The organism is Leucobacter coleopterorum, from assembly GCF_011382985.1.
Lineage (GTDB): Bacteria > Actinomycetota > Actinomycetes > Actinomycetales > Microbacteriaceae > Leucobacter > Leucobacter coleopterorum.
The window spans coordinates 1,274,956-1,300,457 of sequence record NZ_CP049933.1 but is presented as its reverse complement, the minus strand read 5'-3'; the positions used below and the strand labels follow the sequence as shown (position 1 = coordinate 1,300,457).

The following is a 25,502-nucleotide window of genomic DNA, read 5'->3' as shown; positions in this document are numbered from 1 at the left end:
GCGCGAAGCGCGTCTAGTGCTTCAGCTTCTTCAGCTCTTCAGCCACTTGGAACGCGAGTTCCAGGGACTGACGGTGGTTGAGCCGTGGATCACACAGTGACTCGTAGCGAGTCGCGAGGGTCTCCTCGTCAATGTTCTCTGACCCGCCAAGACACTCGGTCACGTCGTCACCGGTGAGCTCAACGTGGATGCCACCGGGGAACGTGCCGACCTCGCGGTGCGCTTCGAAGAAGCCTCGCAGCTCGTCCATGACGTCGTCGAAGCGGCGGGTCTTGTAGCCGGTTTCGGTGGTGATGCCATTGCCGTGCATCGGATCGGTGATCCAGAGCGGCTGGGCCCCGGCATCCCGCACACCCTCAAGCAATCCAGGCAGTACGTCGCGGATCTTGCCGGCACCCATGCGCGTGATGAACGTCAGGCGGCCAGGCTCCCGCTCGGGGTCGAGCTTGTCGATGAGTCGCAGCGCATCGTCGACCGAGGCGGTCGGACCGAGCTTCACCCCGATCGGGTTGCGCAATCTCGATAGCAGGTCGACGTGTGCGCCGTTGAGGTCGCGTGTGCGCTCCCCAATCCACAGCATGTGACCCGAGGTGCCGTAGGGCAGGCCTGTGCGTGAATCAATGCGAACCAGGGGTCGCTCGTAGTCGAGCAGCAGCGCCTCGTGACTCACGTAGAACTCGGTCTGCGTGAGCGCCGTGTGATCCACACCGCAGGCTTCCATGAACTTGAGCGCGCGATCAATCTCGGCGGCAAGCGATTCGTAGCGCTGGTTTGCCGGGGTGCCCACAAAACCCTTGTTCCACTCGTGCACCTGACGCAGATCGGCGAAACCGCCCTGCGTGAAGGCACGAATCAGGTTCAGCGTCGAGGCTGAGACGTGGTAGCCCCGGGTGAGGCGGTTCGGGTCAACCGCCCGAGCCTCAGGGGTGAAGTCGTAGCCGTTCACGAGGTCGCCGCGGTAGGCGGGCAGCGTCACGCCGTCGCGCGTCTCTGTGTCGCTCGAACGCGGCTTGGCAAACTGCCCGGCCATACGCCCCACCTTGATAACCGGCATTGACGCACCGTACGTCAGCACAACCGCCATCTGCAGCAACGTCTTGACCCGATCCCGAATCTTGTCGGCCGTTGCGGCCTCAAACGTCTCGGCGCAGTCGCCACCCTGCAACAGGAACGCTTCTCCGCGCGCGGCGGCGGCCAGTCGGGTGCGAAGCTGATCCGCTTCGCCCGCAAACACCAGGGGCGGCTGAGAGGCAAGCTCGTCTGAAGCAAGCTGGACCGCTGAAGCGTCAGGCCACTGTGGCTGCTGCTTCGCCTCAAGTACACGATAGGCCTCGAGCCCCTCGTTCACGAGACGGGCATCAATTTCGTGTGTTTTGTTCACACTCACCACCGTGGTCCTTTACATCGTGTTGGCACGCCGTGCTCGACGCAACAGTCTTCTAGCCTAGCGAAGGGCGGTGTGAACCGCTGCCAGATTACGCCGAGGGCTTGCGCACACTGGACGCATAAATGTCGACGTACTGCTGGCCACTCAGTTTCTGGATCTCAAGCATGATTTCGTCGGTCACGCTGCGCAACACAAAGCGGTCCGCGCTCATGCCAGCGAAACGACTAAAGTCGAGGGGTTCACCGATGACGGTGCCGATGCGACGGATCTTTGGAATCTTGGCGCCGATCGGCATCGCCTTCTCGGTGTCAATCATCACTGCTGGCACAACGAGGGCACCCGATTCGAGCACGAGCCTGGCGACGCCGGTTCGTCCGCGGTACAGGCGCGCGTCTGGACTTCGTGTGCCCTCGGGGTAGATGGCGAGCACATCGCCGCGATCCAGCACCCCGAGCCCGGTGTTCAGTGAAGCTTCAGAAGCTTTGCCCCCGAGCGGTCGATGGGAAGCTGCCCCACAGCAAGCATAAAGTTCTTGACGATCCACCCTTTGAGGCCCCTCCCAGTGAAGTAATCGCTCTTAGCCAAGAAGTAGACACGCCGATCGATCATGAGCGGCATAAAAAATGAGTCGATCACGGAGAGGTGGTTTCCCACAATAATGACCGGTCCGGTCGCCGGAAGATTCTCGGAACCCTCCACCCACGGGCGGTAGATCGTTTTCAACAGCGGCCCAAATACTAGGTGCTTAAAAAACCAGTACAACACGGTGTGGTTTCCTCTCGACTCAGAACAGAATAGCGTGATCCCTAACTAACCCGAGGCATACCTATATGCTGAATGGAAATGAAGGGTGCGGAGAAATGGAAGTGCCACACCCGCGTTCGATACACGAGGTATCAAAGGAGCTGCCATGAATGTGTCAGAAAAGCCGATTCTTATCCCGATTGTTCCCGAAGACAACATCACTGACCTGCTCGAGCAGCGCGTTAAAGCAACACCCGATCGTGTCGTCTTTGCGACGCCCGCTGGCGATTCATGGAACGACGTCACGGCCTCGGAGTTTCGCTCCCAGGTTGTTGCGCTCGCAAAGGGTTTCGTCGCAGCCGGTGTTGAGCCAGGCGATCGCATCGCGTTCATGTGCAAGACCAGCTACGAGTGGTCGCTCGTAGACTTCGCCCTCCTCTACGCGGGCGCAATCATGGTTCCGGTGTACGAGACTTCATCCGCACTGCAACTCCACTGGATCCTTGAAGACTCAGGAGCGCGTGGCATCTTGACGCAGAGCGCCGCGCACGCTGAGCACCTAGCTGAGATTCGCAGCGATGCACCAAAGGTTGAACTCGCATGGCGCATGGATGAGGATGCGCTGAAAACGCTCACTAAAGGAGGCGCAGAGGTCGCCGACGACGAGATCGAGCGTCGCCGAAACATCGCAGTGGGTAGCGACATCGCAACACTGATTTACACGTCGGGCTCAACCGGTCGCCCCAAGGGCTGCGTGTTGACCCACTCAAACTTCGTTGATCTCTCTCGCAACGCTGGTGCTGCTCTCTCGCAGGTGGTGCAAGAAGAGGGAGCGTCGACGCTGCTCTTCGTCACCCTGGCTCACGTGTTCGCACGGTTCATCTCAGTGCTTTGTGTGCATGGCGGAGTCCGCGTCGGGCACCAACCAGATACGACAAAACTGCTCCCCTCGCTCGGTTCGTTTAAGCCGTCCTTTCTGCTCGCGGTGCCACGCGTGTTCGAGAAGGTGTACAACTCCGCCGAGCAGAAGACCGAGGCCGAGGGCAAGGGCAATATCTTCCGCGCGGCGGCAAAGGTGGCTGTCGCACATTCCAAAGCACTTGACGCCGGCAAAGTTCCACTCATGCTCGGTATTAAGTTCAAGGTGTTCGACAAGCTCGTGTACTCCAAGCTGCGCGCGCGTCTCGGAGGCCGCGTCAAGTTTGCGGTTTCGGGTTCCGCCCCTCTCAGCCATTACCTTGGCCATTTCTATCGCAGTCTTGGCGTCAAGATTCTTGAGGGTTACGGTCTCACAGAGACAACCGCTCCGGTCACCGTCAATTTGCCCGACCACTTCAAGATCGGTACCGTTGGGCCACCTCTTCCTGGTCACACAGTGCGCATCGCAGCCGACGGCGAGATCGAGGTCAAGGGCATCGACGTCTTCAAGGAGTACTGGAACAATCCGGAGGCCACGAGGGCGGTCTTTACCGAGGACGGCTTCTTCAAGACCGGTGATCTCGGTTCGTTGGATAGCGAGGGCTACCTCACGATCACGGGCCGCAAGAAGGAAATCATCGTCACTGCCGGTGGCAAAAACGTCTCCCCCGCAGCGCTCGAAGATCCGATCCGTTCAAACACCATTGTCGGCCAGGTAGTTGTTGTTGGCGATCAGAAGCCCTTCATCGCGGCCCTCGTCACACTCGATCCCGAGATACTCCCTGCGTGGTTGAAGAACAATGGTGAAGACCCGTCAATGTCTCTCGAAGTGGCGGTGAAGAATCCGAAGGTACTGGCTGAGGTACAGAGCGCGATCGACCTAGGCAACAAGTACGTGTCTCGTGCAGAGTCGATCCGCAAATTTGTTATTCTGCCGACGGAGTTTGTCGAAGCAAACGGTCACCTCACACCGAAGATGAGCATCAAGCGAGACAACATCCTTCGCGATTTCTCGCACGATATTGCTGAGCTATACGGCGACAACCCTCAGACTGAAATCGTGAACACACAGCGGGCAGGTGCCTAACAAATCATTCAAAGCCGCGGTGAGTCCCTAGAACCAATCCGAGGTACGGATCTGGCGCATGGCCTCACCGCGGCTTTCGCGATCCAACCGTGAAATGTACAGCTTACCGTCGAGGTGATCGCACTCATGCTGCAGCGCCTGCGCAAGCAAACCCTCACCAGAGATCACGATTTCATTGCCTTCGAGATCCATGCCGCGCACTGTCGCCTTTGGGTAGCGCAGCACCTCGAACCAGAGGTTAGGCACTGAGAGGCAACCCTCACCGGTAAGCTGCGGCTCCCCCTCAAGCGAGACTATCTCGGGGTTGAGTACATAGCTGATCTTGCCGTCAATGTGCAGGCTAAAGGCGCGCTGCGTGTGTCCGATCTGGGTTGCCGCGAGGCCCGCACGGCCGTCGAAATCCACCGTTTCGCACAGATCCTCGACGAGGGCTCGCACACCGTCGTCAACCTCAAGAATCGGGTCGCAGACGGTGCGCAGCACCGGGTCTCCAAAGATGCGGATGTCTCGGACGGCCATGCGGTCTCCTATGCAATAACGGCGATAAGATCTCCGGCCTCGACTGCTCGGGCACCAGAGAATGCAACGCGTTCGATCGTACCGCTTACTGGGGCGGTGATGGCGGCTTCCATCTTCATGGCCTCGATCACACCAATCGGCTGCCCAACTTCGACCGTGTCTCCAGCAGCAACTCTCACGGTTACGGTTCCCGAGAACGGGGCCGGCACGTGGCCTGGGAGCGTACGATCCGCTTTCTCAGCGACCACTACAGTCACGGCCACTGCGGTGTCCTTCACGAACACCTGCCGCAGCTGGCCATTCACCCGCACCATAACGGTGCGCACGCCCTTATCGTCGGCCTCACCAATCGCTTCGAGTCCAACGTAGAGCCGCACACCCTTAGCAAGGTCGATCGCGTGCTCCGTGCCTGCGTCGAGCCCGTACAGGTAATCACTGGTTTCGAGCACCGACAGGTTTCCGAAGTGCTCCTTTGACTGTTCGTACTGCGTTGTCGGCCCGGGGAACAACAGCCGGTTGAGTGTCTGGCGCCGCTCGACGCTGGTACCGTCAAGAAGCGCCTGATCCGCATCACTCACCTCAGCTACCTCAATGTTCACGTCGCGACCCGCAAGCACCTTCGTGCGGAACGGTTCTGGCCAACCGCCCGGAATCTCACCGAGCTCACCCGCGAGGAACCCAACCACTGAGTCGGGGATGTCGTACTTGCCGGGATTTTGTTCGAAGTCTTTGGGGTCCGCGTCAACCGCGGCCAAGTGCAGTGCCAGATCGCCCACGACTTTCGAAGAGGGTGTCACCTTGGGAATGCGACCCAGGATCCGGTCAGCTGCCGCATACATGTCTTCGATTTTCTCAAAGTTGCCAGCGAGCCCCAAAGCGATGGCCTGCTGCCTCAGGTTTGACAACTGTCCGCCTGGGATTTCGTGCGTGTACACGCGTCCCGTCGGGCTCGGCAGACCCGACTCGAAGGGCTTGTATAGTTCACGGACCGCACCCCAGTAGGGCTCGAGTGCATACACAACGTCCTGGTCGAGGCCAGTGTCTCGCTCGGTATTTGCGAGCGCCGCAACGAGCGAAGACATTGAGGGCTGGCTTGTGGTCCCAGACATCGGCGCGGATGCGACATCAACGGCATCAACGCCCGCGGCGCTGGCGGCGAGCAGCGTCGCGAGCTGCCCACCGGGGGTGTCGTGGGTGTGCAGGTGCACCGGCAGGTCAAAACGTTCCCGCAGAGCCGTCACAAGCTTGCCTGCGGCCGCCGGGCGAAGCAGCCCCGCCATGTCTTTGATCGCGAGCACATGTGCACCTGCGGCGACGATCTTGTCTGCGAGCTGCAGGTAGTACTCGAGGGTGTATTTATCTTCTCTCGGGTCGAGCAGGTTGCCCGTATATGACATCGCCACCTCGGCTACCGCGGTGCCGGTCTCGCGCACGGCGTCAATCGCGACCCGCATCTGACCGACATCGTTCAACGCGTCAAAGATACGAAAGACATCCACGCCCGTCTCGGCTGCTTCCTTTACAAATGCCTGGGCGACCCGCTCCGGATAGGGCGTATAGCCAACGGTGTTCTGACCACGCAACAGCATCTGAATCGGAATGTTCGGGAGGGCCTCGCGCAGCGCGGCGAGCCGATCCCACGGATCCTCCCCAAGAACCTGAGCGCGACATCGTAGGTCGCCCCACCCCAGGCTTCTACGGACCAAAGCTCGGGTGTTAACCGCGCAACGTAGGGGGCAACCCGCACAAGGTCGCGTGTGCGCACACGCGTCGCGAGCAGCGACTGGTGTGCATCACGGAAGGTGGTTTCTGTGACAGCCAGGGCCGTCTGCTGGCGCAGTTTTGCCGCATACTGTTCAGGACCGAGGTCGAGCAGCAGTTGGCGACACCCGGAAGGCGCGGGCTGAGTAACGTCGATAGCCGGTAGCTTCAGCCCCGGATCCAACTGCGCCGGGCGCTGGCCGTTTGGTTGGTTCACGGTCACGTCAGCGATGTGTTGCAGCAGCCTCGTGGCGCGGTCTTTCGGCTTGTTCATCTGCAACAGTTCGGGTCGCTCCTCAATAAACGAGGTTGAAACGTCACCCGAGCGAAAATCGGGATCCGCCAGCACTGCCTGCAAGAACGGGATATTTGTGGCGACCCCGCGAATGCGGAACTCAGCGAGAGCGCGCTCTGCACGAATCACCGCGGATTGAAAATCTCGGCCACGGCATGTGAGTTTTGCGAGCATCGAGTCGAAGTGCGGGCTGATCTGCGCACCGGCATTAATCGTACCGCCGTCAAGGCGCACTCCGCCGCCACCGGGGAACGGTACGCGGTGATGCGTCCAAGGTCAGGGCGGAAACCGTTTGCGGGATCCTCTGTCGTAATTCGGCACTGCAGAGCGGCGCCGCGCAGCTGAATCTGATCCTGCAACAGACCGAGCTCTTCGAGTGTCGCGCCCGCGGCGATCTTCATCTGCGCTTGCACGAGATCAACATCGGTGACTTCTTCCGTCACGGTATGTTCTACCTGTATGCGAGGGTTCATCTCGATAAACACGTGCTGGCCAGCACGCGCCCCTCGGTGTCCATCAAGAACTCGACGGTGCCCGCATTTTCGTAGCCAATCGATTCCGCAAACGCGACGGCGTCCCGCGTCAGTGCGTCACGCTGCGCCTGCGACAGATTCGGGGCGGGCGCGATCTCAACAACTTTCTGATGACGGCGCTGCACCGAGCAATCGCGCTCGAACAGGTGCACCGTAGCACCAGTCTTATCGGCCAGCACCTGCACCTCAATGTGTCGAGGGCGCAGCACCGCCTGCTCAATAAACATCGTTGCATCACCAAACGCGGACTCTGCCTCACGCATAGCAGCCTCGAGTGCGTCTTTGAGATCCTCAACCCGCTCGACCCGGCGCATGCCCCGCCCGCCGCCTCCGGCCACGGCCTTGGCAAACACCGGGAAGCCGATCTCTTTTGCACCCGCTATCAGCGCGTCAAGATCTTGTGAGGGAGGAGTCGATTTCAGCACGGGAACGCCAGCAGCGATCGCGTGTTCCTTCGCGGCGACCTTATTGCCAGCCATCTCGAGCGCAAGTTTGCCAGGGCCAATAAAGCGAATGCCCGCTGCATCGGCCGCCGCCGCAAGCTCCGGGTTCTCTGAAAGAAACCCGTACCCGGGGTAAATGGCATCGGCCCCCGACTCCCGGGCTACCCGAACAATCTCAGAAACGTCAAGGTAGGCCCGCACAGGGTGTCCCTCAACACCAATCTGATACGCCTCGTCTGCCTTCAAACGATGTAGGGAATTGCGATCCTCGTATGGAAACACCGCGACTGTGCGGGCTCCGAGTTCGTGCGCCGCACGAAACGCACGGATCGCAATTTCTCCGCGATTAGCAACCAAAACTTTACCGAACATCCAGGAACACCTCTCTGTATTTGCTGTAGTAAACCGGTTGCCCAGACCGTTTCTGTTACCAGAATCAGCGTACACGCTGTGGTTGCACTGGACTCAAAGTCAGTGGATTGTTCAGGCTCACACCTCTTTCGGGAAGTTCTTCCGCATGAATCCACTAAACTGTGGTCGTGCATGTATTGAGTGTGAGCTCCCTTAAGGGTGGCGTCGGCAAGACAACTGTGACACTTGGCCTCGCTTCGGCTGCCTTCTCGCGGGGTCTTCGCACCCTTGTTGTCGACTTCGATCCACAGTCCGACGTGTCGACCGGCCTCGACGTCAACCCCGAGGGGTATGCCAACGTCGCCGATGTTCTGGAGAGCCCGAAGGAAAAGACTGTGCGTGATGCGATTGCTCACAGCGGTTGGAATCAGTACCACGAGGGTGGCACCATCGACCTGCTTGTTGGCAGCCCGTCTGCTATCAACTTTGACGGCCCGCACCCCTCCGCTCGCGACATCTGGAAGCTTGAGGAAGCGCTTGCGACCGTCGAGTCTGAGTACGACCTCGTGCTCGTCGACTGCGCCCCGTCGCTCAATGCCCTGACCCGCACGGCCTGGGCAGCGAGTGACCGCGTGTTGATCGTTGCCGAGCCAAGCCTGTTTGCCGTCGCGGCAACCGACCGAGCACTCCGTGCGATCGAAGAAATTCGACGTGGAGTGAGCCCGCGTCTGCAGCCCCTGGGTGTACTCATCAACCGCACCCAGCCGCAGTCGATGGAGCATCAGTTCCGCATTCGCGAACTTCGCGAGATGTTTGGCCCACTCATTCTGAGCCCGCAGCTTCCAGAACGCCCGTCACTTCAGCAGGCCCAGGGCGCGGCACGACCCGTCCACATGTGGCCGGGCGAAGCGTCGCAAGAGATGGCTACAAACTTCGATACGATCCTCGATCGCATCCTCCGGTCGGCCGGCATGGCTGACGCTGCCGAGTAAAACTTAGTTCGGCCCGCAAGGCCCAGCCTAGTTAGGAAATCTTGCGGGCTTTACGGCGCTGAGCGAGCTCGTCTCTCGCAGAAGAAGCAGGTTCGGCCTGGTCGCGATGCTCTTCCATGTCAACGAGTGAGGTCTCAACTTCTCGAAGCACTTTGCCCACGGCAATCCCAAACACGCCCTGCCCCTGGCTGACGAGGTCGATAACCTCATCGTTCGAGGTGCACAGGTACACACTCGCACCATCACTCATGAGGGTGGTCTGCGAGAGATCGTGCACTCCCGCGTCGTGCAATTGTGCGATAGCCGTGCGGATCTGCTGCAGTGAAATACCGGTGTCGAGAAGTCGCTTAACAAGCTTCAGCACCAGAATGTCACGGAAACCGTAGAGACGCTGTGATCCCGATCCCTGAGCGCCGCGCACGGTCGGCTCAACGAGTCCTGTGCGAGCCCAATAATCGAGCTGGCGGTAGCTGATTCCCGCGGCCTTCGCCGCGGTTGCCCCCTTGAATCCACCGTCCTGATTGGGGCGGGGAAGGCCGTCATTAAACAGCAGATCTGAATCAATCGGCTGCTGGGAGTTCTCCATGACGGTCCTTTCTCGGGCGGTGCACCGCACCGAACTCCACTAACGCTACCCACCGCGTGATCCCTGTGCAACGACCTCCGAACAACAATTTAAACGTGTCGCTCTCAAGTTTCACTTGAAGGTTGAAATTACGCGGAAATCGGATCGAATTATTGTCCGCTAAAACGTCTGCGCAACACGCCGGAGCGCACGGTATCGAGGTACCCGGCGAGTTCCAACGAGTCCTCCGTACCGAGAGGCGTGCGACTGTTTACACCGCGCGTCGAAACCGCGTGCGAGATCATCTCCGCTTCCTTCTCGGCCGCGACTCGAAGCGAACGCAGGTGACGGGGAGTAATCCCCGCTCAGCTAGCCGCATGAGGGCCGTCAGCTGAGGCACTGCATCGTGTGGAAAGACCTCGGCAGCGGGCAGCAGACCCGCCGCAATAGCCTCGCCCAAGAAACGAGAAGTCGCGCCCGTGACTCGCCGCAGCTCGTCGCTACTCAGCACCCTTTTAGGAGCGAGCACACTTGACGCGTTTCGCTGAGAAGCCCCGGGAATGATCGGGTCTAGACCCTGATCCATGTCGTCCAGGACTTCCGCAATCACCTTCAACGGCAGGTAATGATCCCTCTGCAGGGTAAGGATCAGTCGCAGACGCTCAATATGGGCCTGCGAAAACTTGCGGTACCCAGACTTAGTTCGCTGAGGAGCAACAAGGCCTTGTTCCTCAAGGAAACGAAGCTTCGACGGGGTGAGGTCAGCGAAGTCGTCTTGAAGAGCCGCAAGCACCTGGCCGATGCTGAGAAGTCCGCCAGCTAGCTTTTGGGCACCAGCAGCCGTCACGCTAGAGCGCTTCCGCGAGATCAAAGCGGGAGGCAAAGAACGTGAAACGGAACTTGCCCACCTGCACCTCTGCACCGTCTTCCAATCGCAACTCACCGTCAATGCGTGAACCGTCACAGAAAGTACCGTTCAGTGACCCCAGATCCGCTACGGAGAACTCCGTGCCACTCCTGCGGAACTCCGCGTGCCTCCTGGAAACCGTCACATCGTCGAGAAAAATATCGACGGCGGGGTGACGCCCCGCAACCGTCACGTCTTGGTCAAGCAAAAAACGCGCGCCAAGATTGGGGCCACGACGCACTACGAGCAGCGCAGCGCCTGAAGGCAGCGCCTCAACCGCATCACGCTCATCGATCGTAAGATCGGTCGCTCGAGCACGAATCATGGACCCCAGGTCGTCACGGAACTGCTGGGTAGCCTTTACCTCAGTGCTGTCGTCACGACGAATCTGCTTCTCGGAGTCCACGCCCTCACCCGTCTTCTACACTCGCGCCTTCTCGAAACCAATCGGTTCCACGCCCCTACGCTATCGCAGCCAGCACATAACCCGCATCTCGAAATGCTAAATTCTGCCAGCCACCGGCGTGGCGCGCACACTTTACCGGGAAAGTCTCTCTTGAGTCTCCAGAAACTCGTAAACCTCATGGGAGTCAACCCTGGAAAGGTGCCAGTCGGCAACGCGGCAAGCAAACTCGTTGGGGTTGCGGCCTCGGGCCAGGCCGCTGCCTGCCATTTCCGTGTGAGTTCGTCAGAGGCGCGTCTACAACAACGGTCATCGGGGCAGAACGACTGCGAACGATGGGGCGTTTCTCGCCCCCTGAACCACTTCACATCTTCAAAGCGCACCCCAACGCTCACGGAATAGAGCCCCTCCTTAGCCTTCTCAACACGCGAGGTGCACCAGTACGTTCCACCACTTGCCATGTCGGTGTACTGATACCAGGGGTTAAACCGATCCGGCTGAGAGAAGATAGTGCGGGCGGTCCAGTTGCGACACACCATCGCGCCCTCAAAGTTACCCAGCGCATCAGAGGGGAATCTGACACCGTCATTCTCATAGGCCTTAATGAGGGTGCCCGACTCGTGCGCCTTCATAAAGTGTACCTCCAGCCCCAGTCGTTCCGTAGCGAGGTTCGTAAAGCGGTGAGCCGCCATCTCGTACGACACCCCAAACGCATCGCGCAGGTCCTCCATTGAGATCCTGCGCTGCTTCTTTGCTTCCTGAAGCACGTCGACACTCGCCTCTTCAGGCAACAACACCGCACCGGCAAGATAGTTCGCCTCAACTCGCTGCCGCAAAAAATCTGCATAGTTTTTGGGTTCTTCGTGACCGCACACCACACTCGCGAGGGCTCGCAGAATCGGTGCCCTCGCGTCTCTCGACGGTAAATTACTGCTCAGATAAATACGACCGTTGCGTCGATCGATCACGGATCTGGTCGAGTGCGGCACGTTCGAAACGTAGTGCAGCTGGAACCCCAGCTTTTCTGCAACAGTCGAGATCATCTGCTGCGACACCGGGCCACCACTGTAACCGACGCTGTCGAGCAGCTGGACCGACGCTTTTTCAAGATCGGGATAGTAATTGCCCGCAACCCGCATTTCCGCGCGCAATTCAGTGTTCGCGCGGCGGGCCTCCTCGGGAGTGGCAGCGCGCTCGCTGTGTAAGCGCTCAACTTCTTGATGCAGACCAAGAATCGCCTTCAGCGTCTCATCGCTCGTCGCTTTTGATACTCGCACGGGCTGAATTCCGAGCGAGCGAAACACCGCGCCACGCTGTGCACGCTCCACAGAAATCTCAAGCGCTGCTCGTTCATTCGGGGCCTCGTCGCTCAGCAGTTCGTCGACGGTCACCCCGAGAGCAGCGGCGAGCGCACGCAACAGCGGTAGCCTGGGCTCACGTTTGCCGTTCTCGATCGCCGAAAGCTGTGAGGGCGCACGATCCACCGCCGCTGCGAGTTGCTCGAGAGTCAACCCGCGTGCGATGCGGCGCTCACGCACCTGGCGCCCAAGTGTCAGCGCGTCGGTGCTGTTCTCAGCGTCAGCAACCGGTCCGGCAGTGTCGAGATTCGTCATGCCCACAATGCTGCCAGAGCCGAAATTTTCTAGCAAGCAGAAATATCGCAAATCTTCACCCCCCTATCAGCCGCATTCACCTCAAATGCACCCAGCAAGATAGAAGTACACCAGCTTTCCAGCTTCGGTCTCGCTCAACCAGGCGAGGCCCTGACAACACTTTTCACACAAAGGATCAGGACTATGACCATCACGCAGGCGGCTCCGCAGCAGACGCAGACCGCCACCCCAACTCAGGATCGCACTCGCTCACCACGCATGGAGGTGCTCGGGCCGCAGCTCGAACGCTTCGATGAGATTCTTACGCCCGAGGCGCTGCAGTTTCTCACCGAGTTGCACCACCGTTTTGCGAGCACCAGGCACGAGCGGCTCGCGGATCGCCAGCGCCGGCGCTACGAAATTGGTAACGGCCGCGATCCGAAGTTCCGTGAGAACACCCGCCGGATTCGCGAGGACGCGAACTGGAAGGTTGCTGGGGCCGGTCCTGGACTCGAGGATCGTCGTGTTGAGATTACGGGTCCGACCGATCCGAAGATGACCATCAACGCAATGAACTCGGGGGCACGCGTGTGGCTCGCTGACCAAGAGGACGCAACGAGCCCCACCTGGCGCAACGTCATCGGCGGCCAGCTTTCACTGCTCGACGCGATTCGCGAGCGGCTGAGCTTCATCAGCCCGGAGGGCAAGGAGTACCGTGTCACCGCCGAGCGCACTCCCACCATCGTGATGCGCCCGCGCGGCTGGCACCTGGTTGAGAAACACATCCGCTTCACCGATGTGCAGGGCCAGTCGGGTGCTGCCTCGGGCAGCCTCGTTGACTTTGGCCTGTACGCCTTCCATAACGCCCGCGAGCTTGTGGCACGTGGCCGCGGACCCTACTTCTACATCGCCAAGCTTGAGTCGAGCGAAGAGGCAAAACTCTGGGACGACATCTTCACATTTACCGAGCAGGCCCTCGGCCTCGACCACGGCACCATCCGCGCAACAGTGCTCATCGAGACACTGCCTGCTGCATTCGAGATGGAAGAGATTCTCTATGTAATGCGTGATCACATCGCTGGTCTCAACGCTGGCCGATGGGACTACATTTTCTCGATCATCAAGAACTACCGCGGCCGCGGCGCACGGTTTGTGCTGCCGGATCGCAGCGAGGTCACCATGACGGTGCCATTCATGCGGGCCTACACCGAACTGCTCGTCAAGACCTGCCACAAGCGCGGCGCACACGCTATCGGTGGCATGAGCGCGTTCATCCCGAACCGCCGCGATCCCGAAGTCACTGCACGGGCCGAAGAGAAGGTTCGCGCCGACAAAAACCGTGAGGCGAACGACGGCTTCGACGGAACCTGGGTGGCCCACCCCGACCTCATCTCGGTAGCTCAGGCTGAGTTCGACGCGGTGCTCGGCGATCACCCCAATCAGCTCAAGCGCCAGCGTGATGACGTACACGTAACTGCCGCGGAACTGCTCGACGTGCATATCGGGCGCGACGTGACCGACGCGGGCGTGCGCGACAATGTTTCGATCGGACTCCGCTACATTGAGGCGTGGCTGCGGGGGCTCGGGGCCGTCGCGATCGACAACCTCATGGAGGACGCCGCAACCGCTGAGATCAGCCGCTCGCAGATCTGGCAGTGGATCCACCAGGATCAGACCACCGCCGAGGGCACGCGCATCACCCGCGAGTGGGTTGCCGATGTACTCCAGGAAACCCTGGAATCCTTCGAACGTTTCGAGGGCGATCGTTATAAGGATGCGGCAGAACTCTTCACCGACGTCGCATTGGGTGATGACTTCCCAACGTTCCTCACGGTGCCGGCCTACAGCCGCTACCTCGTCGACGCGTAAACACACGCTACAGAACTAGGCGGCCCGGATCCTGCTCGGATCCGGGCCGCCTTTGATGTTGCGAAGCACCCGTGCGTCCCAGGATGTTTCATAGCTTGACGTGGCATTCTTCAGGAGAGCACTTTTCCTCGAAAGGACACACGAGCATGGCTTTTTTCACGAAGGACAGCACACCCTCACTTGGCGGTGCAGACACCCTCCAACCCTCTCGAAGGAGCGGGTGAAAGCTGGCCTCGACCGCGAAGAATGGAACTACGGTGTCGACGAAGACGGCGACATCGGAGGAGGTTGGGAAGCCGCCTCATACTACTTCTTTGTGACGGGCAACAACGAAGAGCTGTTCTGCATTCGTGGCGCGTGGCGCGGCATTCTTCCGGGAACCGAGTTCGGTCGTGCCCTGGAGCTCTGCAACTCCTGGAACTCACAGAAGCTGTGGCCAAAAACTTACGCGCGTATTGACGACGAGGGCATGGTGCGCGTGCATACCGAGCACAACGTCGACTTTGAGCAGGGCCTCACCGACGGTCAGCTCTCGCAGCAGCTGCTCTGCGCGATCAACACCGCCAACGCCTTTTACGACAGCTTGAACGAGGCTTACCCCGAGGTCTGGGAGAAGTACAACCCGGAGAACGCACCCAGTGTCTAAACGCTTTCAAGTCGACCTCTCTGGAATGGTCGACCTTCTCTCTCACCATCTCTATTCGGGTCCGCAGGTATATGTGCGCGAGCTCATTCAAAACGCCGTCGATGCAGTAACCGCGCGTCGTGAACTCGATGCCAATACCCCGCCCAGATTCGGCTGAGCGCTGGCACCGACGAAGACGGTCGCCCACACTTGAGGTGACCGACACCGGCATCGGACTCACTGCTACAGAGGCCACAGAAATGCTGGCGACGATTGGACGATCCTCGAAACGAAATGAGGAATTCGGGATCGGCCGAGCCGAGTTCATCGGTCAGTTCGGGATCGGCATGCTCGCCGCCTTTATGGTTGCCGAAACCATCGAGGTACGTTCGTTTTCGGCGCGTGCGGGATCCACCCGATTCGTTGGCTCGGCCGAGCAGACGGCACCTTCGATATCACCGAGGATCCTGATGCCACCATCCCCGGCACCACCGTGCGCCTCACAGGCCGACCAGACGTCGCGCACTGGATGGCGCACGACACCGTACTCGCCCTCGCGACCGAGTACGCGTCCCTGTTGCCTTTTGACATTGCCGTGCGCACGCAGCTCGAGGGTTCCGATGCCTCAGATGACGTCTGGCGCCGAATCACCGAGCCTGAACTCCCCTGGCGCATCAAGCACCCCTCGCCCGCAGCGCGGCAGCGAGCGCTCAACGAGTACTGCGAGCGCACCTTCGGTTTCACACCTCTCGGCAGCATCAACCTTGATCTGCCCGTTGCGGGGTGAGCGGTGTGGCCTTCATTTTGCCGCAGGCGGTGTCGCCAGGATCTGGCCAGCACCGTGTCTACACGAAGCGTATGCTGCTTGGTCCCCGTGTCGACCGGGTGCTGCCCGACTGGGCCTTTTTTGTGCGCGCCGTGCTCGACACCAACTCGTTGTCACCCACCGCGTCACGCGAGCAACTGCACGATGATGAGGTGCTCATGGGGGTGCGCGAAGCGATCGGCGAGCAGCTCAAACAGTGGGCCTTTTCAGAGCTACGCGGATCCTCACCCCTCGCACGCACGGTCATTGCGACCCATCACCTCGCGCTACGTGGCCTCGCGCTTACAGATCCAGCGATGCTCGATCTGGTCTCCGAAATTCTCCCCTTTGAAACCACGGACGGCCCGATGACACTGGCACAGGCCGCCAAGGCGGGCGAGGTTGTCTACACGACCACTACCGAGGCATATCGCAGAGTTGCCGCTGTAGCACGCGCTCAGGGACTCGTTGTGGTGAACGCAGGCTATGTCTACGATGCTGACCTCATGGAGCGCCTCGGAAAGCGCCCCGGTTGGCGTGTGAGAGAGCTGGAGAGCTCAGATCTGGTGCAGGTGCTTGGGCAGCTAGACCTGAGCCGCGATTGGGAGATTACAGACGCGGTGGCTCACGCTCGCACAGTTCTCGAAGCCGATGACTGCGACGTGGTCGTGCGCGAGTTCTCGCCCGAGACCGTGCCCGCGATGCTGCTGCGCGACTCCGACGGTGAGCACCGTCGAGAGCTGAACCGCGAACGCGAAGCAGAACCTGGACGCTGGGACGGTCTGCTCGATTCACTCGCGGGCGACTCCAAGTCCCGCACGCGCACCCTCGTGTTGAATGACACCTCGAGTGTCGTACGACGCCTACTCACAGCACCACCCGGTGACGTGTTTGATGCGGGCTTGCGTTCACTGTATCTGTCGGCCGTGATGCTCGCCGGTGATGGTCTCCGCTCGTCTGAATCAGCGGCACTCACCGACGCCCTTGGAACACTCCTCGATGGCGCCCTTGGCGCCCCGCCCAGGAAGGCAACCTGTGATCGCAACAGTACAGCGCGAACTCAACGACATTCGACGCATGCCATACGGCACCGCGCGAACATCAGCCAGTGAGGCGATCACACGCCGCATTGAGACGGAGGGCCCGAAGGAGCTGCTGGCAGAGGCGCTTCTCGACCTGGTCGAGGCGTACAGCTTTTCAGATCAGGGCGTGAAGTCGTTCTCCGCCTTTGCCCGCACCCTGCGACTCTGGGATGAAAGCCCCGAACTCTTCGACGAGGGCGACGAGCGAAACCTCTTCTGGGAGTTCAAGTGGGTGGCGGGTGACCTCGCCGAGTATCCGCAAATCTCGCTCGCCCAAGCCGTCGCATTTCTCGACGACATGGAGCGTCGCTTCGAACTTGCGGGGCACGGTGTTTCGTCGGTGCGAATGAGCCGTTTTCGCTGGGCTTGGCACACCGGCCACCCCGACACGGATGCGTTCCGTCTGGAGTGGATTACGGGGCTGCGTGACGAGTTTGAAGATTGCCGCGCCTGCACCATCGGCCAACAGGTCGATTACTTCACCGCGGCTGAGCGCTATGACGAGGCCGTCAAACTGGGCCTCACCCAAGACAGCTCGTGCAACATCGAGCCGACTCGCACCTGGTACGGAATTGCACTTGCCGCCCTGCTGAGTGGCGATCCTGACCTTGCGCTCACGATGCACAAGCGAGCGCTCGCAACCGACGATGGCGGACCGACCGAGTTTGCTTCTGCTCGTGGATACGGCTTCGAAACGTTGGCCCGTGGTGGCCGCCTCGAACAGGCGCTTCGTCTGCTGCGTAACGACTACCCGAGGCCCTGACCAAGGGTGAGAGTCCCGCCTACCACCTGCGATTCTATTTGGGGGTGCTCGCCGGTTTATCGGCGAACCTTGATCACGGCGAACTACCAACGGGGTTCCGCGAACCCGAGTGGAACACCGTTGCGGGTCTGCAGGCCTGGGTGCTTGCAGCTGCACAGGGGCTGGCTCGAGATCTCGACGCACGCAACGGGAACGATATGTACGCCCGATCGATCAATCGTGCTCTCGCCGCCACGCGAGTAGAGAAGCCACTCGCGGAGTCCCCCGTTGACGCGCTTGACGTCGGTACGGAAGCCACCTCCGCGATTGAGGGCTCCGCTGAAGGCACGGCGTCAGTGAGCACGGCTACCCCGCCAACGGCACCCGATTCGATACTCGCCAAGGCCGAGGGACTCGCTGCACAGCAGGCCTACGGCGAGGCAATCCCGCTTTATGCGGAAGCCGCAAAGCTGTTGGAATCAGGGGGCTGGCTCGAACGCTCCGGGCTCGCGTTTGCTGAGGCGGCGCAGTGCGCTGCCTTGGCCAACGAGGAAGAAACGTCGCACCAGTTCTTCACCGCCGCAGTCTCGCGGCTACGCACTGGGGGCAGCAACACCGGCACGCTCTCAGCTGTACTCACAGCGTGGGCGCCCATCGCCGCGCGCATGAACGATCCCGAGACTCTGCTTCGGATCACCCAAGAAGAGTTACAGCGATTCGAGGAGTTTAACGCCGAAGGGCTCAGCGAAGATCTCGCGGAGCGCCGAAGGTCCGAGTGGCTACTCGAGCGTGCGACACTTCGTGACACCTTCGCCCGATCCCTCGCGGCAGCAGCTCCCGAGCAGCGTCCGTCTGGCTTTGGCTTGGAGCAGGCCGCCGCAGAGGCGACCTCAGCGGGCGAAGAGTTCGCGCAGCTGGGCAGGATCGCCGACGCCGCGCACGCCTTCTGGCTTGCTGGCAAGGTGCAGCTTGAAAACGGTCAGACCACGGACGCGCTGTGGTCGTTGGAGTCAGCGTTCGAGGGTTTCAGCGTGGCTCAGCGTCGTGAAGAGCGCGCTCACACGGCGAGCGAACTCATTGATCTGCTTCGCCAAACTGGCCAACCAGAACGAGCAGACGAAATCGTCGCACAGCTGTAGTTTCTCTACCGGGTCATGTCGTTGTCGCTGCGCTCGATCGCGGGGCCAAGCTCGTCCAAAATAAGCGACTCGGAGTCGAGCTGACCTGTTCGGTACGCCGCGCGGCCCACCATGTGGGCCGCGATCGGCGCCGTGAGCGACTGGAACACAAACACCGGGATCAGGCCGAGGAGTGTCGCAATCGAGCGCTGATCGAGCGCGATCGCGGCAATGACCAGCAGCAGCCCAAAGATCTGCGGCTTTGTGGCCGCGTGCAGTCGACTCAGCGCATCGGAAAACCTGAGCAGCCCGACGCCAGCGGCGACCGACAGCAGAGCAGCGAGAACCACACACACCAGAGCGGTGAGATCAAGGATCTGCTCAAACATGGGTTGCCTCCCCGAGTCTGTCGTTGCTTCTGCCCCGGCCTGCAACGCAGCGCGGCGCTTCACAAAGCGCGCCACCACGATCGTCGCAAAGGTTGCGGTCGCGGCAATAACCGTCATCAGTGGAATGCTCGCGGTGTGGTGCCGCGCCACCATGTCAGCACCGACGGCAAGCATCAGCGTGGTGAGCAACACGTCAGAGGCCACCATGCGGTCAAGAATGGTAGGACCACGCACAATGCGCACGAGCGCCATGAGCGCGGTGGCGGTTAAGCCGATCCCAGCCGCGATGAGCAAAGCCGTCGAGAACATCGTCATCGAAGCACCCGCATCTCTTCGCGAGATCCCACGACCATCACAAGAAGACGCTCAATGTACAGCGTCTCGCGCCTCATCTTGGTGATCTCCTTTTGTGTTGGAGTGTTCAGCACGTGCAAGTAGAGCGTCGACTCGAAGCGATCGATATCTGCCACGAGCGACCCGGGATAAGGGAAGTTGTCAAACCCACCATGGTGAGTATGAAGTCGGAACGAGTGTGCAGCTTAACCGCAATAATCGAAGTTCTGGGCGGCGGGCCGGGGCGCACAGCGAGCAACGCAACCTGGCAGGAGGCCACCGCGAGTTGCCACAGGAAGAAACCAAGATAACGTGCCGCCCACCATACGTTAAACCGGCCGGCTAGCTCAACCGGCGGAAGGTAGAAGAGGCGCATGACAGTAAAGGCGACGATGAACCCACTCACGAGCGACAGCAAAGAGAGCGTCTGCCACAGCATCATCCACAGCAGTACGAGCCCGATGAGCAGTGGTAGCTCGTGCAAGCGAACACCCCACTCGATGCGACGAGCGGTGGGGAGTGCGGGTAGGTTCTGATTACTACTCATTGGCCCCTCCTTCACCGTCGTCTGAACCGCTCAGTTCGGTCTTCCCGCTGCCACCACCAAGACCGTTCGAAGAATTGCCCAGCACCCGCTCCACGAGTTTGCCCGGCTGAGCAAGGTCTTTCCCTGCTTTCCAAGAGTAATCGTAAAGTGGACTAGCGAACACGGTCAGCGCGATGCTCACAAGCACCATGCCCGCCGTGGCTCCAACCATCAGTTTCGGGATCGTCTTGCGTTCCCGCTGCGGCTGCGCGTCAGGCGCGTCGTGGAGTCTCTCGAAAAGCGCTTCCTCGCGCTCGCGCAGCCGGAGTGCCTCGGTTGCCGGTCCCGGTGCAGCGCCAGGGGTCGGGATCGGTCCCGTTTCAAGCGAGGCAGCCCGATCCCGCCCGCTCTCACCAGCGGCCTTCGGCCGCTGCCGCCAGAATGCCAGCACCCAGGCCCGCGCAAGCGCGTACAGGGTGAGTAACGAGACAAGCGCGCCGATCCCAATCAGCCAGTAGGCGCCAGGAGTGGCGAGGTCTGCCGCGACGGTAAATAGTCCGATCTTGCCAATGAATCCAGAGAAGGGCGGGATGCCCCGAGGTTCAGCATGGGAATAAAGAAGAGTACGGCGATCACGGGGGCGGTCTTGAGCATGCCACCGAGCCCAGAGAGCGACGTCGTGCCCCCTGCCGCTCAAGCAGGCCAACCGCGAGGAAGAGCGTGGTCTGCACGATGATGTGGTGGGTGATGTAGTAGATCGTCGCTGCAAATCCCGCGGCGTTCGCCATGCTGATGCCAAAGATCATGTAGCCGATGTGGCTGATCAGCGTAAACGAAAGCAGACGCTTAATGTCTAGCTGCGAGACGGCACCAAGTATCCCAATGAGTAGGGTGAGCCCCGCGATAATGAGGAGCAGCTTGTCGACGCTGGAATCTGGAAACAGCTGCGTCTGCGTTCGAATGATCGCGTAGACGCCAACCTTCGTCAGCAGACCCGCAAACACTGCCGTGACCGGGGCCGGAGCCGTTGGGTACGAGTCTGGTAACCAGAAGGAGAGCGGGAACACGGCGGCTTTGATCCCGAACGCAATGAGCAGCATCAGGTTCAGGAGTAGTTGAACCTCGGACGGCAGCTCCGCAATCCTTACGGTCAGGTGCGCCATGTTGACGGTGCCGGTCGCCCCATAGATCATGGCGATCGCGGCGAGGAACAATACCGACGACACAAGCGAGACCACAACATACGTCACGCCAGCGCGAATGCGCTGCGCAGTACCACCCAGGGTGATCAACACGTAGCTGGCCACAAGCAGGATCTCGAATCCCACGTACAGATTGAAGAGGTCCCCGCGATAAACGCGTTGAACACCCCCGCACCCAATACCAAATAGGTGGGGTAATAGATAGAAACCGGGGCGTCTTCGTCACCGTCTGCGAGACGCTGACCCGTTGAGAAGATAAACACCGCGAGCAGCACCACGGCCGAGACGGTGAGCATCAGCGCCGAGACGCGATCCACGACCAGCGCGATACCAAACGGCGCAGCCCATCCCCCGACCTCCATCACCAGGGTGCCTTGGGAATTGACCACAACCATGAGGATGCCGCCAAGCGCAACGACACCACCAAGGGCGACCAGAGTGATTCCCTGCTGAAGGCGGCGCCTTCCCGGTACTGCGAGCGCAAGCGCTGCGCCGACCAGCGGCAGCAACACTACAAGCGGAACGAGAACGGTCATCGCTGTTCGCTCCCCTCTACTGAGGATTCGGCTGCCGCACGCTCAGTGCGGTTGTCCGAATCTTCAGGCTCGTCAGAATCATCATCGGAGAACTCAGGGGTCTCTGCGAGATCCTCATCGGTGACCTCATCGACGGAGAGCTCGTCTGCCGTCGCCAGTTCGAGATCTGTCTCGTCGTCTTGCACGGTGTCATCACGGTCTTGTGCCAGCCGCCACGAGCGGTAAATGAGCGCTAGGAAGAAGGCACTCACCCCAAACGTGATCACAATCGCAGTGAGAATGAACGCCTGCGGCAGCGGATCACTCATATCTTCGGCGGATGCCTCACCGACGATGGGTGCGGCACCAAAGGATCCTGACATGAGAAAAATGAGCAGGTTCGTCGCGTTACCGACCAGCAAAAAACCAAGCAGCAGACGCGTGAGAGTCCGATCGAGCATGAGGTAGATCCCACACGCGTACATCACGGCCATGAGTGCCACCAGCACCAGGGGCATCGTCGTCATCGGGATTCCACCTCCTCTTCCTCCGTCATCGAGGCCTCGTTTTCTTCGTGCTCATCAATCTCAGCGCCGAGGCTGCGCAGCACATCGAGAATCAGACCGAACACCACGAGATACACGCCAACATCAAACAGCGTAGACGTTACAAAAGGCAGCGTGCCGAAGATGCCGAGGTCAACATCGACCCACGATGAAGCAAGCGCAGCCTGCCCAAAGAACATCGGCACGAATGCCATCGTGACGGCGAGGGCAAGGCCAGCACCGAGAATGCGTCCCGCGTCAAGCGGCACAGTTGCACCAAGTTCGTAGCGACCTCCCGCGAGGTACCGCGCGACAAGCGCAAGCCCGGCGACGAGTCCTCCCGCAAACCCACCACCGGGCTCGTTGTGCCCGGCAAGCAGCAAGAAGATCGACAAAATGATGAGGGCGTGGAAGATGAGCCTCACCACGACCTCAAGCATGATCGAGCGTCGTGCAGGATCCAGGTGTCGACCCGCAAGCAACCAGCTGATGCGACGCATCGGATCCTTTGGATCCACCACCCGCAGCAGATGCTCGCGCGCCTGCGTGCGTGCGGCGCTGCGGCTGAGTTTGGGCCGGTTATCTTCGCGGGTGTTCAAGAACACGAGCGAGGCGACACCCGTGGCCGCTGCAAGAATCACCGAGAGCTCACCCATGGTGTCCCACCCTCGAATATCAACCAGCATCACGTTGACCACGTTGCTACCGTGGCCCCCGCTGTAGGCCAGTTCGGGCAACTGCAGTGAAATGGGTTCGGCAACGCGAGATCCTAGCGCCACGAGGGCAAGCGCAGCGATCGTCAGTCCGACCGAGGCACCAATAATGATCCTGATCCAGCGGACCCGCCTCGTCGATGAAGTGCCAAGCCGCTGTGGCAAACGGCGAATCACAAGTACAAACGCAATTAGCGTGACGGTCTCGACAAGCGCCTGGGTCAGGGCGAGGTCAGGAGCTCCCGACATCGCGAAGATCGCCGCCATGCCATAACCAGTCACACCAACGAGCACCACGGATTGAAACCTGGTGCGCGCGCGAAGCGAGAAGACGGCCGCAACCACCATCACAATTGCGATCGGAATCTGCACTGGCGAAGTAATAAGTTCAAACGACGCGGGCCACTGATCCGTCGCAATGAGTGTGCCTCCGAGGGTGCCCACCATAACGATCAAGATCACCGAAAGATAAAACGGGAGAGATCCGCGCTGCGTGAGTGAGGTCAACTTCACCGCAACAACGTCAAGCCACTGTGTTATCAGCCAGTACACGTGTGAGGCGGAGAATCGCTCGGGCACTGTGCGGAATACAGCTGTGGTGCGCGAACAGAACTTGGCCAGCAGAAGACCCAGAATAATGACCAGAGCAGAAGCACCCAGCGCCGGGGTAAACCCGTGCCACAGTGCGAGGTGCTCGATAGTGTGGCCCTTTTCTGCGCCCTCAAGTTGAGGCGCAATCGCAGCCTGCATGAAGGGGTCGATCGCGCTTGCGAACAGTCCAGTAAACAGTGCAACTGCTACAAAGGCCATCGGGGCGACGAGGATTGCGCGGCCCGGAGAGTGAATCACGGTGCAGGTTTCGGTGTTGGTTTTACGGGCGAAAGCGCCCCATAGAAAGCGGCCCATGTAGGCGACCGTCAGAATACTTCCGAGCACAGCAACCGTGAACGCAAAAAGGGCGAGCGGACTGTCTGCCCCTATGCTCAACATCTCTGTGAACGCGGATTCTTTTGCGACGAACCCTGCTAGCGGCGGCAGGCCCGCCATTGAGGCTGCGGCCAGGGCGGTCACGATAAAGAGCACTGGCATCTTTCGCCCCAGCCCGGAGAGCTTGCGCAAGTCGCGAGTGCCGGTGGCGTGATCAATGATGCCAACTGACAAAAAGAGCGGTGCTTTGGCGGCGGCGTGAGCGAAGAGCAACGCGAGTCCCGCAAAAGCAGCGCGAGGATCCGCCAAACCAAATACCATCACGAGCAGCCCAAGCTGGCTCACCGTGCCGTGAGCGACGATGAGCTTAATGTCGAACTGCTTGAGTGCACGTATTCCACCGTTAAGCATTGTGATCGCGCCAAGGATCACGAGTGTCTCGCGGTACCCCACCACGTCTCCGAAACCAGGACTAATGCGCGCGATCAGATAGACTCCCGCCTTGACCATCGCGGCGGCGTGCAGGTAAGCACTCACCGGGGTCGGCGCGGCCATGGCGCCCGGAAGCCACAGATGAAAAGGAAAAATAGCCGATTTTGAGAGCGCGCCGGCCAGCACCAGGTAGACGGCGACTGTGCCGAGCGCACCCTGCGGAGGATTGGAGACAATCTCAGACAGGAGTGTTGTTCCAGCCGCCTGTGAAAGCAACACAAACCCCACAAGCATCGCGAGTCCCCCGAAGGTGGTCACCATCAACGCCTGAAGCGCGGCCGCGTTTGCGGTTCGCAGTTTCGTGACGTGTCCGATGAGCAAAAACGACAGGATCGTCGTCCCCTCCCAAAAGATGAAGAGCAGGTAGACGTCGTCCGCGAGCACGAGTCCGAGCATGGCAACCGCGAAGCCCATGAAGACCGCAGCGAAACGAGCGAGCCCCGCTTCGCCCTCTTCAAAGTAATAGGCGCAGTAGAGCAGGATCAGCGCACCTGCCCCGGTCACGAGTAGTGCAAAGAGCGCGGAGAACCCATCTAAGCGAAAGCTAAGCGTCATGTTCAGCTGCGGGATCCACTCGAATGATTCGGTGATCACTTCACCAGAAAACACCGGCGCAACCGCGATGAACAGGGCAGCAAAGGCGCCAGCCATTGCGGCAGCCAGACCAATAAACGTTTTGCGCCCGAACTGCCGAACAATGGGGTGGGTGAGAAGCGAGATGAGTGCGAGCGCGAGCAGTGTGCTCGTCATCACACCCATAGGCGGCCTCTTTCGCTCGGTCGTCGTTGGTTCCCAAAACAAAGCTTATCGGAAACCGAGCACCCAGATCCTTGGCCTGCAATGCCCTCTAAAATGCGAAAGGGCCCTCTCGGATTGACAATCGTCACCGATTGTCGCTCCGAGGGAGCCCTTTCTAAAAGTTGTCCGGCGGTGTCCTACTCTCCCACGAGGTCCCCTCGCAGTACCATCGGCGCTGTCAGTCTTAGCTTCCGGGTTCGGAATGTGACCGGGCGTTTCCCTGACGCTATAACCACCGTAACTCTATTGACATGTCCCACACCCCACTTCATTTTAGGAGTGTGTGGCCGTACGTCAAGAACCACAAAGCGGACGCGATTATCG

General features: G+C 60.3%; 18 protein-coding genes, 1 rRNA gene and 5 pseudogenes. 9 read left to right on the top strand and 15 right to left on the bottom strand.

Annotated features, from left to right (window positions below; genetic code table 11):
* Positions 1-13 precede the first annotated feature (13 nt).
* Positions 14-1,348, bottom strand: coding sequence for a class II 3-deoxy-7-phosphoheptulonate synthase (locus G7066_RS06015; RefSeq protein WP_166331932.1), 1,335 nt, complete (start codon positions 1,346-1,348; stop codon positions 14-16).
* A gap of 127 nt (positions 1,349-1,475) precedes the next feature.
* Positions 1,476-2,152 (bottom strand): annotated as a pseudogene (locus tag G7066_RS06010) (lysophospholipid acyltransferase family protein).
* Between the two features lie 145 nt (positions 2,153-2,297).
* Here G7066_RS06010 and G7066_RS06005 point away from each other — a divergent pair.
* Positions 2,298-4,136 carry an AMP-dependent synthetase/ligase gene (locus G7066_RS06005; protein WP_166329785.1) on the top strand — a complete coding sequence of 613 codons (1,839 nt, stop codon included), beginning with the start codon at positions 2,298-2,300 and terminating at the stop codon, positions 4,134-4,136.
* A 27-nt stretch (positions 4,137-4,163) separates the two neighbouring features.
* Here the strand turns inward: G7066_RS06005 and def are convergent, their stop codons facing one another.
* On the bottom strand, positions 4,164-4,655 hold the full coding sequence (gene def / locus G7066_RS06000; RefSeq protein ID WP_166329783.1) for a peptide deformylase: 492 nt from the start codon (positions 4,653-4,655) through the stop codon (positions 4,164-4,166).
* An 8-nt stretch (positions 4,656-4,663) separates the two neighbouring features.
* Positions 4,664-8,059 (bottom strand): annotated as a pseudogene (locus tag G7066_RS17815) (pyruvate carboxylase).
* Positions 8,060-8,226: 167 nt separating this feature from the next.
* Between G7066_RS17815 and G7066_RS05990 the strand changes: the two are divergent.
* Positions 8,227-9,030 carry a ParA family protein gene (locus G7066_RS05990; RefSeq protein WP_166329781.1) on the top strand — a complete coding sequence of 268 codons (804 nt, stop codon included), beginning with the start codon at positions 8,227-8,229 and terminating at the stop codon, positions 9,028-9,030.
* A gap of 31 nt (positions 9,031-9,061) precedes the next feature.
* Here G7066_RS05990 and G7066_RS05985 read toward each other — a convergent pair whose 3' ends face one another.
* The 4 genes and pseudogenes from G7066_RS05985 to G7066_RS05970 all read right to left on the bottom strand — a co-directional run bounded on the left by G7066_RS05985 (position 9,062) and on the right by G7066_RS05970 (position 12,518).
* Positions 9,062-9,616, bottom strand: a complete 555-nt coding sequence (locus tag G7066_RS05985; protein WP_166329779.1) for a MerR family transcriptional regulator — start codon at positions 9,614-9,616, stop codon at positions 9,062-9,064.
* A gap of 149 nt (positions 9,617-9,765) precedes the next feature.
* A pseudogene (ftsR, locus tag G7066_RS05980) lies at positions 9,766-10,442 on the bottom strand (transcriptional regulator FtsR).
* A 1-nt stretch (position 10,443) separates the two neighbouring features.
* Entirely contained in the window at positions 10,444-10,908 is a 465-nt protein-coding gene (locus G7066_RS05975) for an FHA domain-containing protein (RefSeq protein WP_166329777.1), read from the bottom strand.
* Between the two features lie 132 nt (positions 10,909-11,040).
* Positions 11,041-12,518 (bottom strand): annotated as a pseudogene (locus tag G7066_RS05970) (helix-turn-helix domain-containing protein).
* Positions 12,519-12,701: 183 nt separating this feature from the next.
* Between G7066_RS05970 and aceB the strand changes: the two are divergent.
* The 3 genes from aceB to G7066_RS15880 all read left to right on the top strand — a co-directional run bounded on the left by aceB (position 12,702) and on the right by G7066_RS15880 (position 15,169).
* On the top strand, positions 12,702-14,366 hold the full coding sequence (gene aceB / locus G7066_RS05965) for a malate synthase A (RefSeq protein ID WP_166329773.1): 1,665 nt from the start codon (positions 12,702-12,704) through the stop codon (positions 14,364-14,366).
* 220 nt (positions 14,367-14,586) lie between these two features.
* Complete coding sequence (locus G7066_RS05960; protein ID WP_166329771.1) at positions 14,587-15,012, top strand: type III secretion system chaperone family protein; 426 nt, start codon at positions 14,587-14,589, stop codon at positions 15,010-15,012.
* On the top strand, positions 15,005-15,169 hold the full coding sequence (locus tag G7066_RS15880; protein ID WP_244303324.1) for a hypothetical protein: 165 nt from the start codon (positions 15,005-15,007) through the stop codon (positions 15,167-15,169). The genes G7066_RS05960 and G7066_RS15880 overlap by 8 nt, the downstream gene beginning before the upstream one ends.
* A 153-nt stretch (positions 15,170-15,322) precedes the next feature.
* Here the strand turns inward: G7066_RS15880 and G7066_RS15870 are convergent, their stop codons facing one another.
* Positions 15,323-15,529 (bottom strand): hypothetical protein, encoded by a 207-nt coding sequence (locus G7066_RS15870; RefSeq protein WP_244303440.1) that lies wholly within the window; start codon positions 15,527-15,529, stop codon positions 15,323-15,325.
* Here G7066_RS15870 and G7066_RS15865 point away from each other — a divergent pair.
* From G7066_RS15865 to G7066_RS05945, 4 genes are read left to right on the top strand one after another with little or no spacing between them, the layout of a single operon-like run.
* Positions 15,521-15,778 carry a hypothetical protein gene (locus G7066_RS15865; RefSeq protein WP_244303439.1) on the top strand — a complete coding sequence of 86 codons (258 nt, stop codon included), beginning with the start codon at positions 15,521-15,523 and terminating at the stop codon, positions 15,776-15,778. The genes G7066_RS15870 and G7066_RS15865 overlap by 9 nt on opposite strands.
* A 5-nt stretch (positions 15,779-15,783) precedes the next feature.
* A complete protein-coding gene (locus G7066_RS15860) occupies positions 15,784-16,908 on the top strand; it encodes an HSP90 family protein (protein ID WP_244303438.1) in 1,125 nt (374 codons plus the stop codon).
* A complete protein-coding gene (locus tag G7066_RS05950; protein WP_166329769.1) occupies positions 16,832-17,641 on the top strand; it encodes a hypothetical protein in 810 nt (269 codons plus the stop codon). Before G7066_RS15860 ends, G7066_RS05950 begins: the two co-directional genes overlap by 77 nt.
* A gap of 44 nt (positions 17,642-17,685) precedes the next feature.
* Complete coding sequence (locus G7066_RS05945) at positions 17,686-18,759, top strand: hypothetical protein (RefSeq protein WP_166329767.1); 1,074 nt, start codon at positions 17,686-17,688, stop codon at positions 18,757-18,759.
* 5 nt (positions 18,760-18,764) lie between these two features.
* Here G7066_RS05945 and mnhG read toward each other — a convergent pair whose 3' ends face one another.
* The 6 genes and pseudogenes from mnhG to rrf all read right to left on the bottom strand — a co-directional run bounded on the left by mnhG (position 18,765) and on the right by rrf (position 25,418).
* Entirely contained in the window at positions 18,765-19,442 is a 678-nt protein-coding gene (gene mnhG / locus G7066_RS15855; RefSeq protein WP_244303323.1) for a monovalent cation/H(+) antiporter subunit G, read from the bottom strand.
* Between the two features lie 106 nt (positions 19,443-19,548).
* Positions 19,549-20,007, bottom strand: a complete 459-nt coding sequence (locus G7066_RS05930; RefSeq protein ID WP_341873870.1) for a Na+/H+ antiporter subunit E — start codon at positions 20,005-20,007, stop codon at positions 19,549-19,551.
* A pseudogene (locus G7066_RS05925) lies at positions 20,000-21,724 on the bottom strand (Na+/H+ antiporter subunit D). The gene G7066_RS05930 and the pseudogene G7066_RS05925 overlap by 8 nt, the downstream one beginning before the upstream one ends.
* The gene (locus G7066_RS05920) at positions 21,721-22,230 is read right to left on the bottom strand and encodes a Na(+)/H(+) antiporter subunit C (protein WP_166329765.1); all 510 of its coding nucleotides are present in this window, start codon (positions 22,228-22,230) and stop codon (positions 21,721-21,723) included. Before G7066_RS05920 ends, G7066_RS05925 begins: the two are co-directional and overlap by 4 nt.
* Positions 22,227-25,139, bottom strand: a complete 2,913-nt coding sequence (locus G7066_RS05915) for a Na+/H+ antiporter subunit A (RefSeq protein WP_166329763.1) — start codon at positions 25,137-25,139, stop codon at positions 22,227-22,229. The genes G7066_RS05920 and G7066_RS05915 overlap by 4 nt, the downstream gene beginning before the upstream one ends.
* 163 nt (positions 25,140-25,302) lie before the next feature.
* A 5S ribosomal RNA gene (gene rrf / locus G7066_RS05910) occupies positions 25,303-25,418 on the bottom strand.
* Positions 25,419-25,502: the final 84 nt, after the last annotated feature.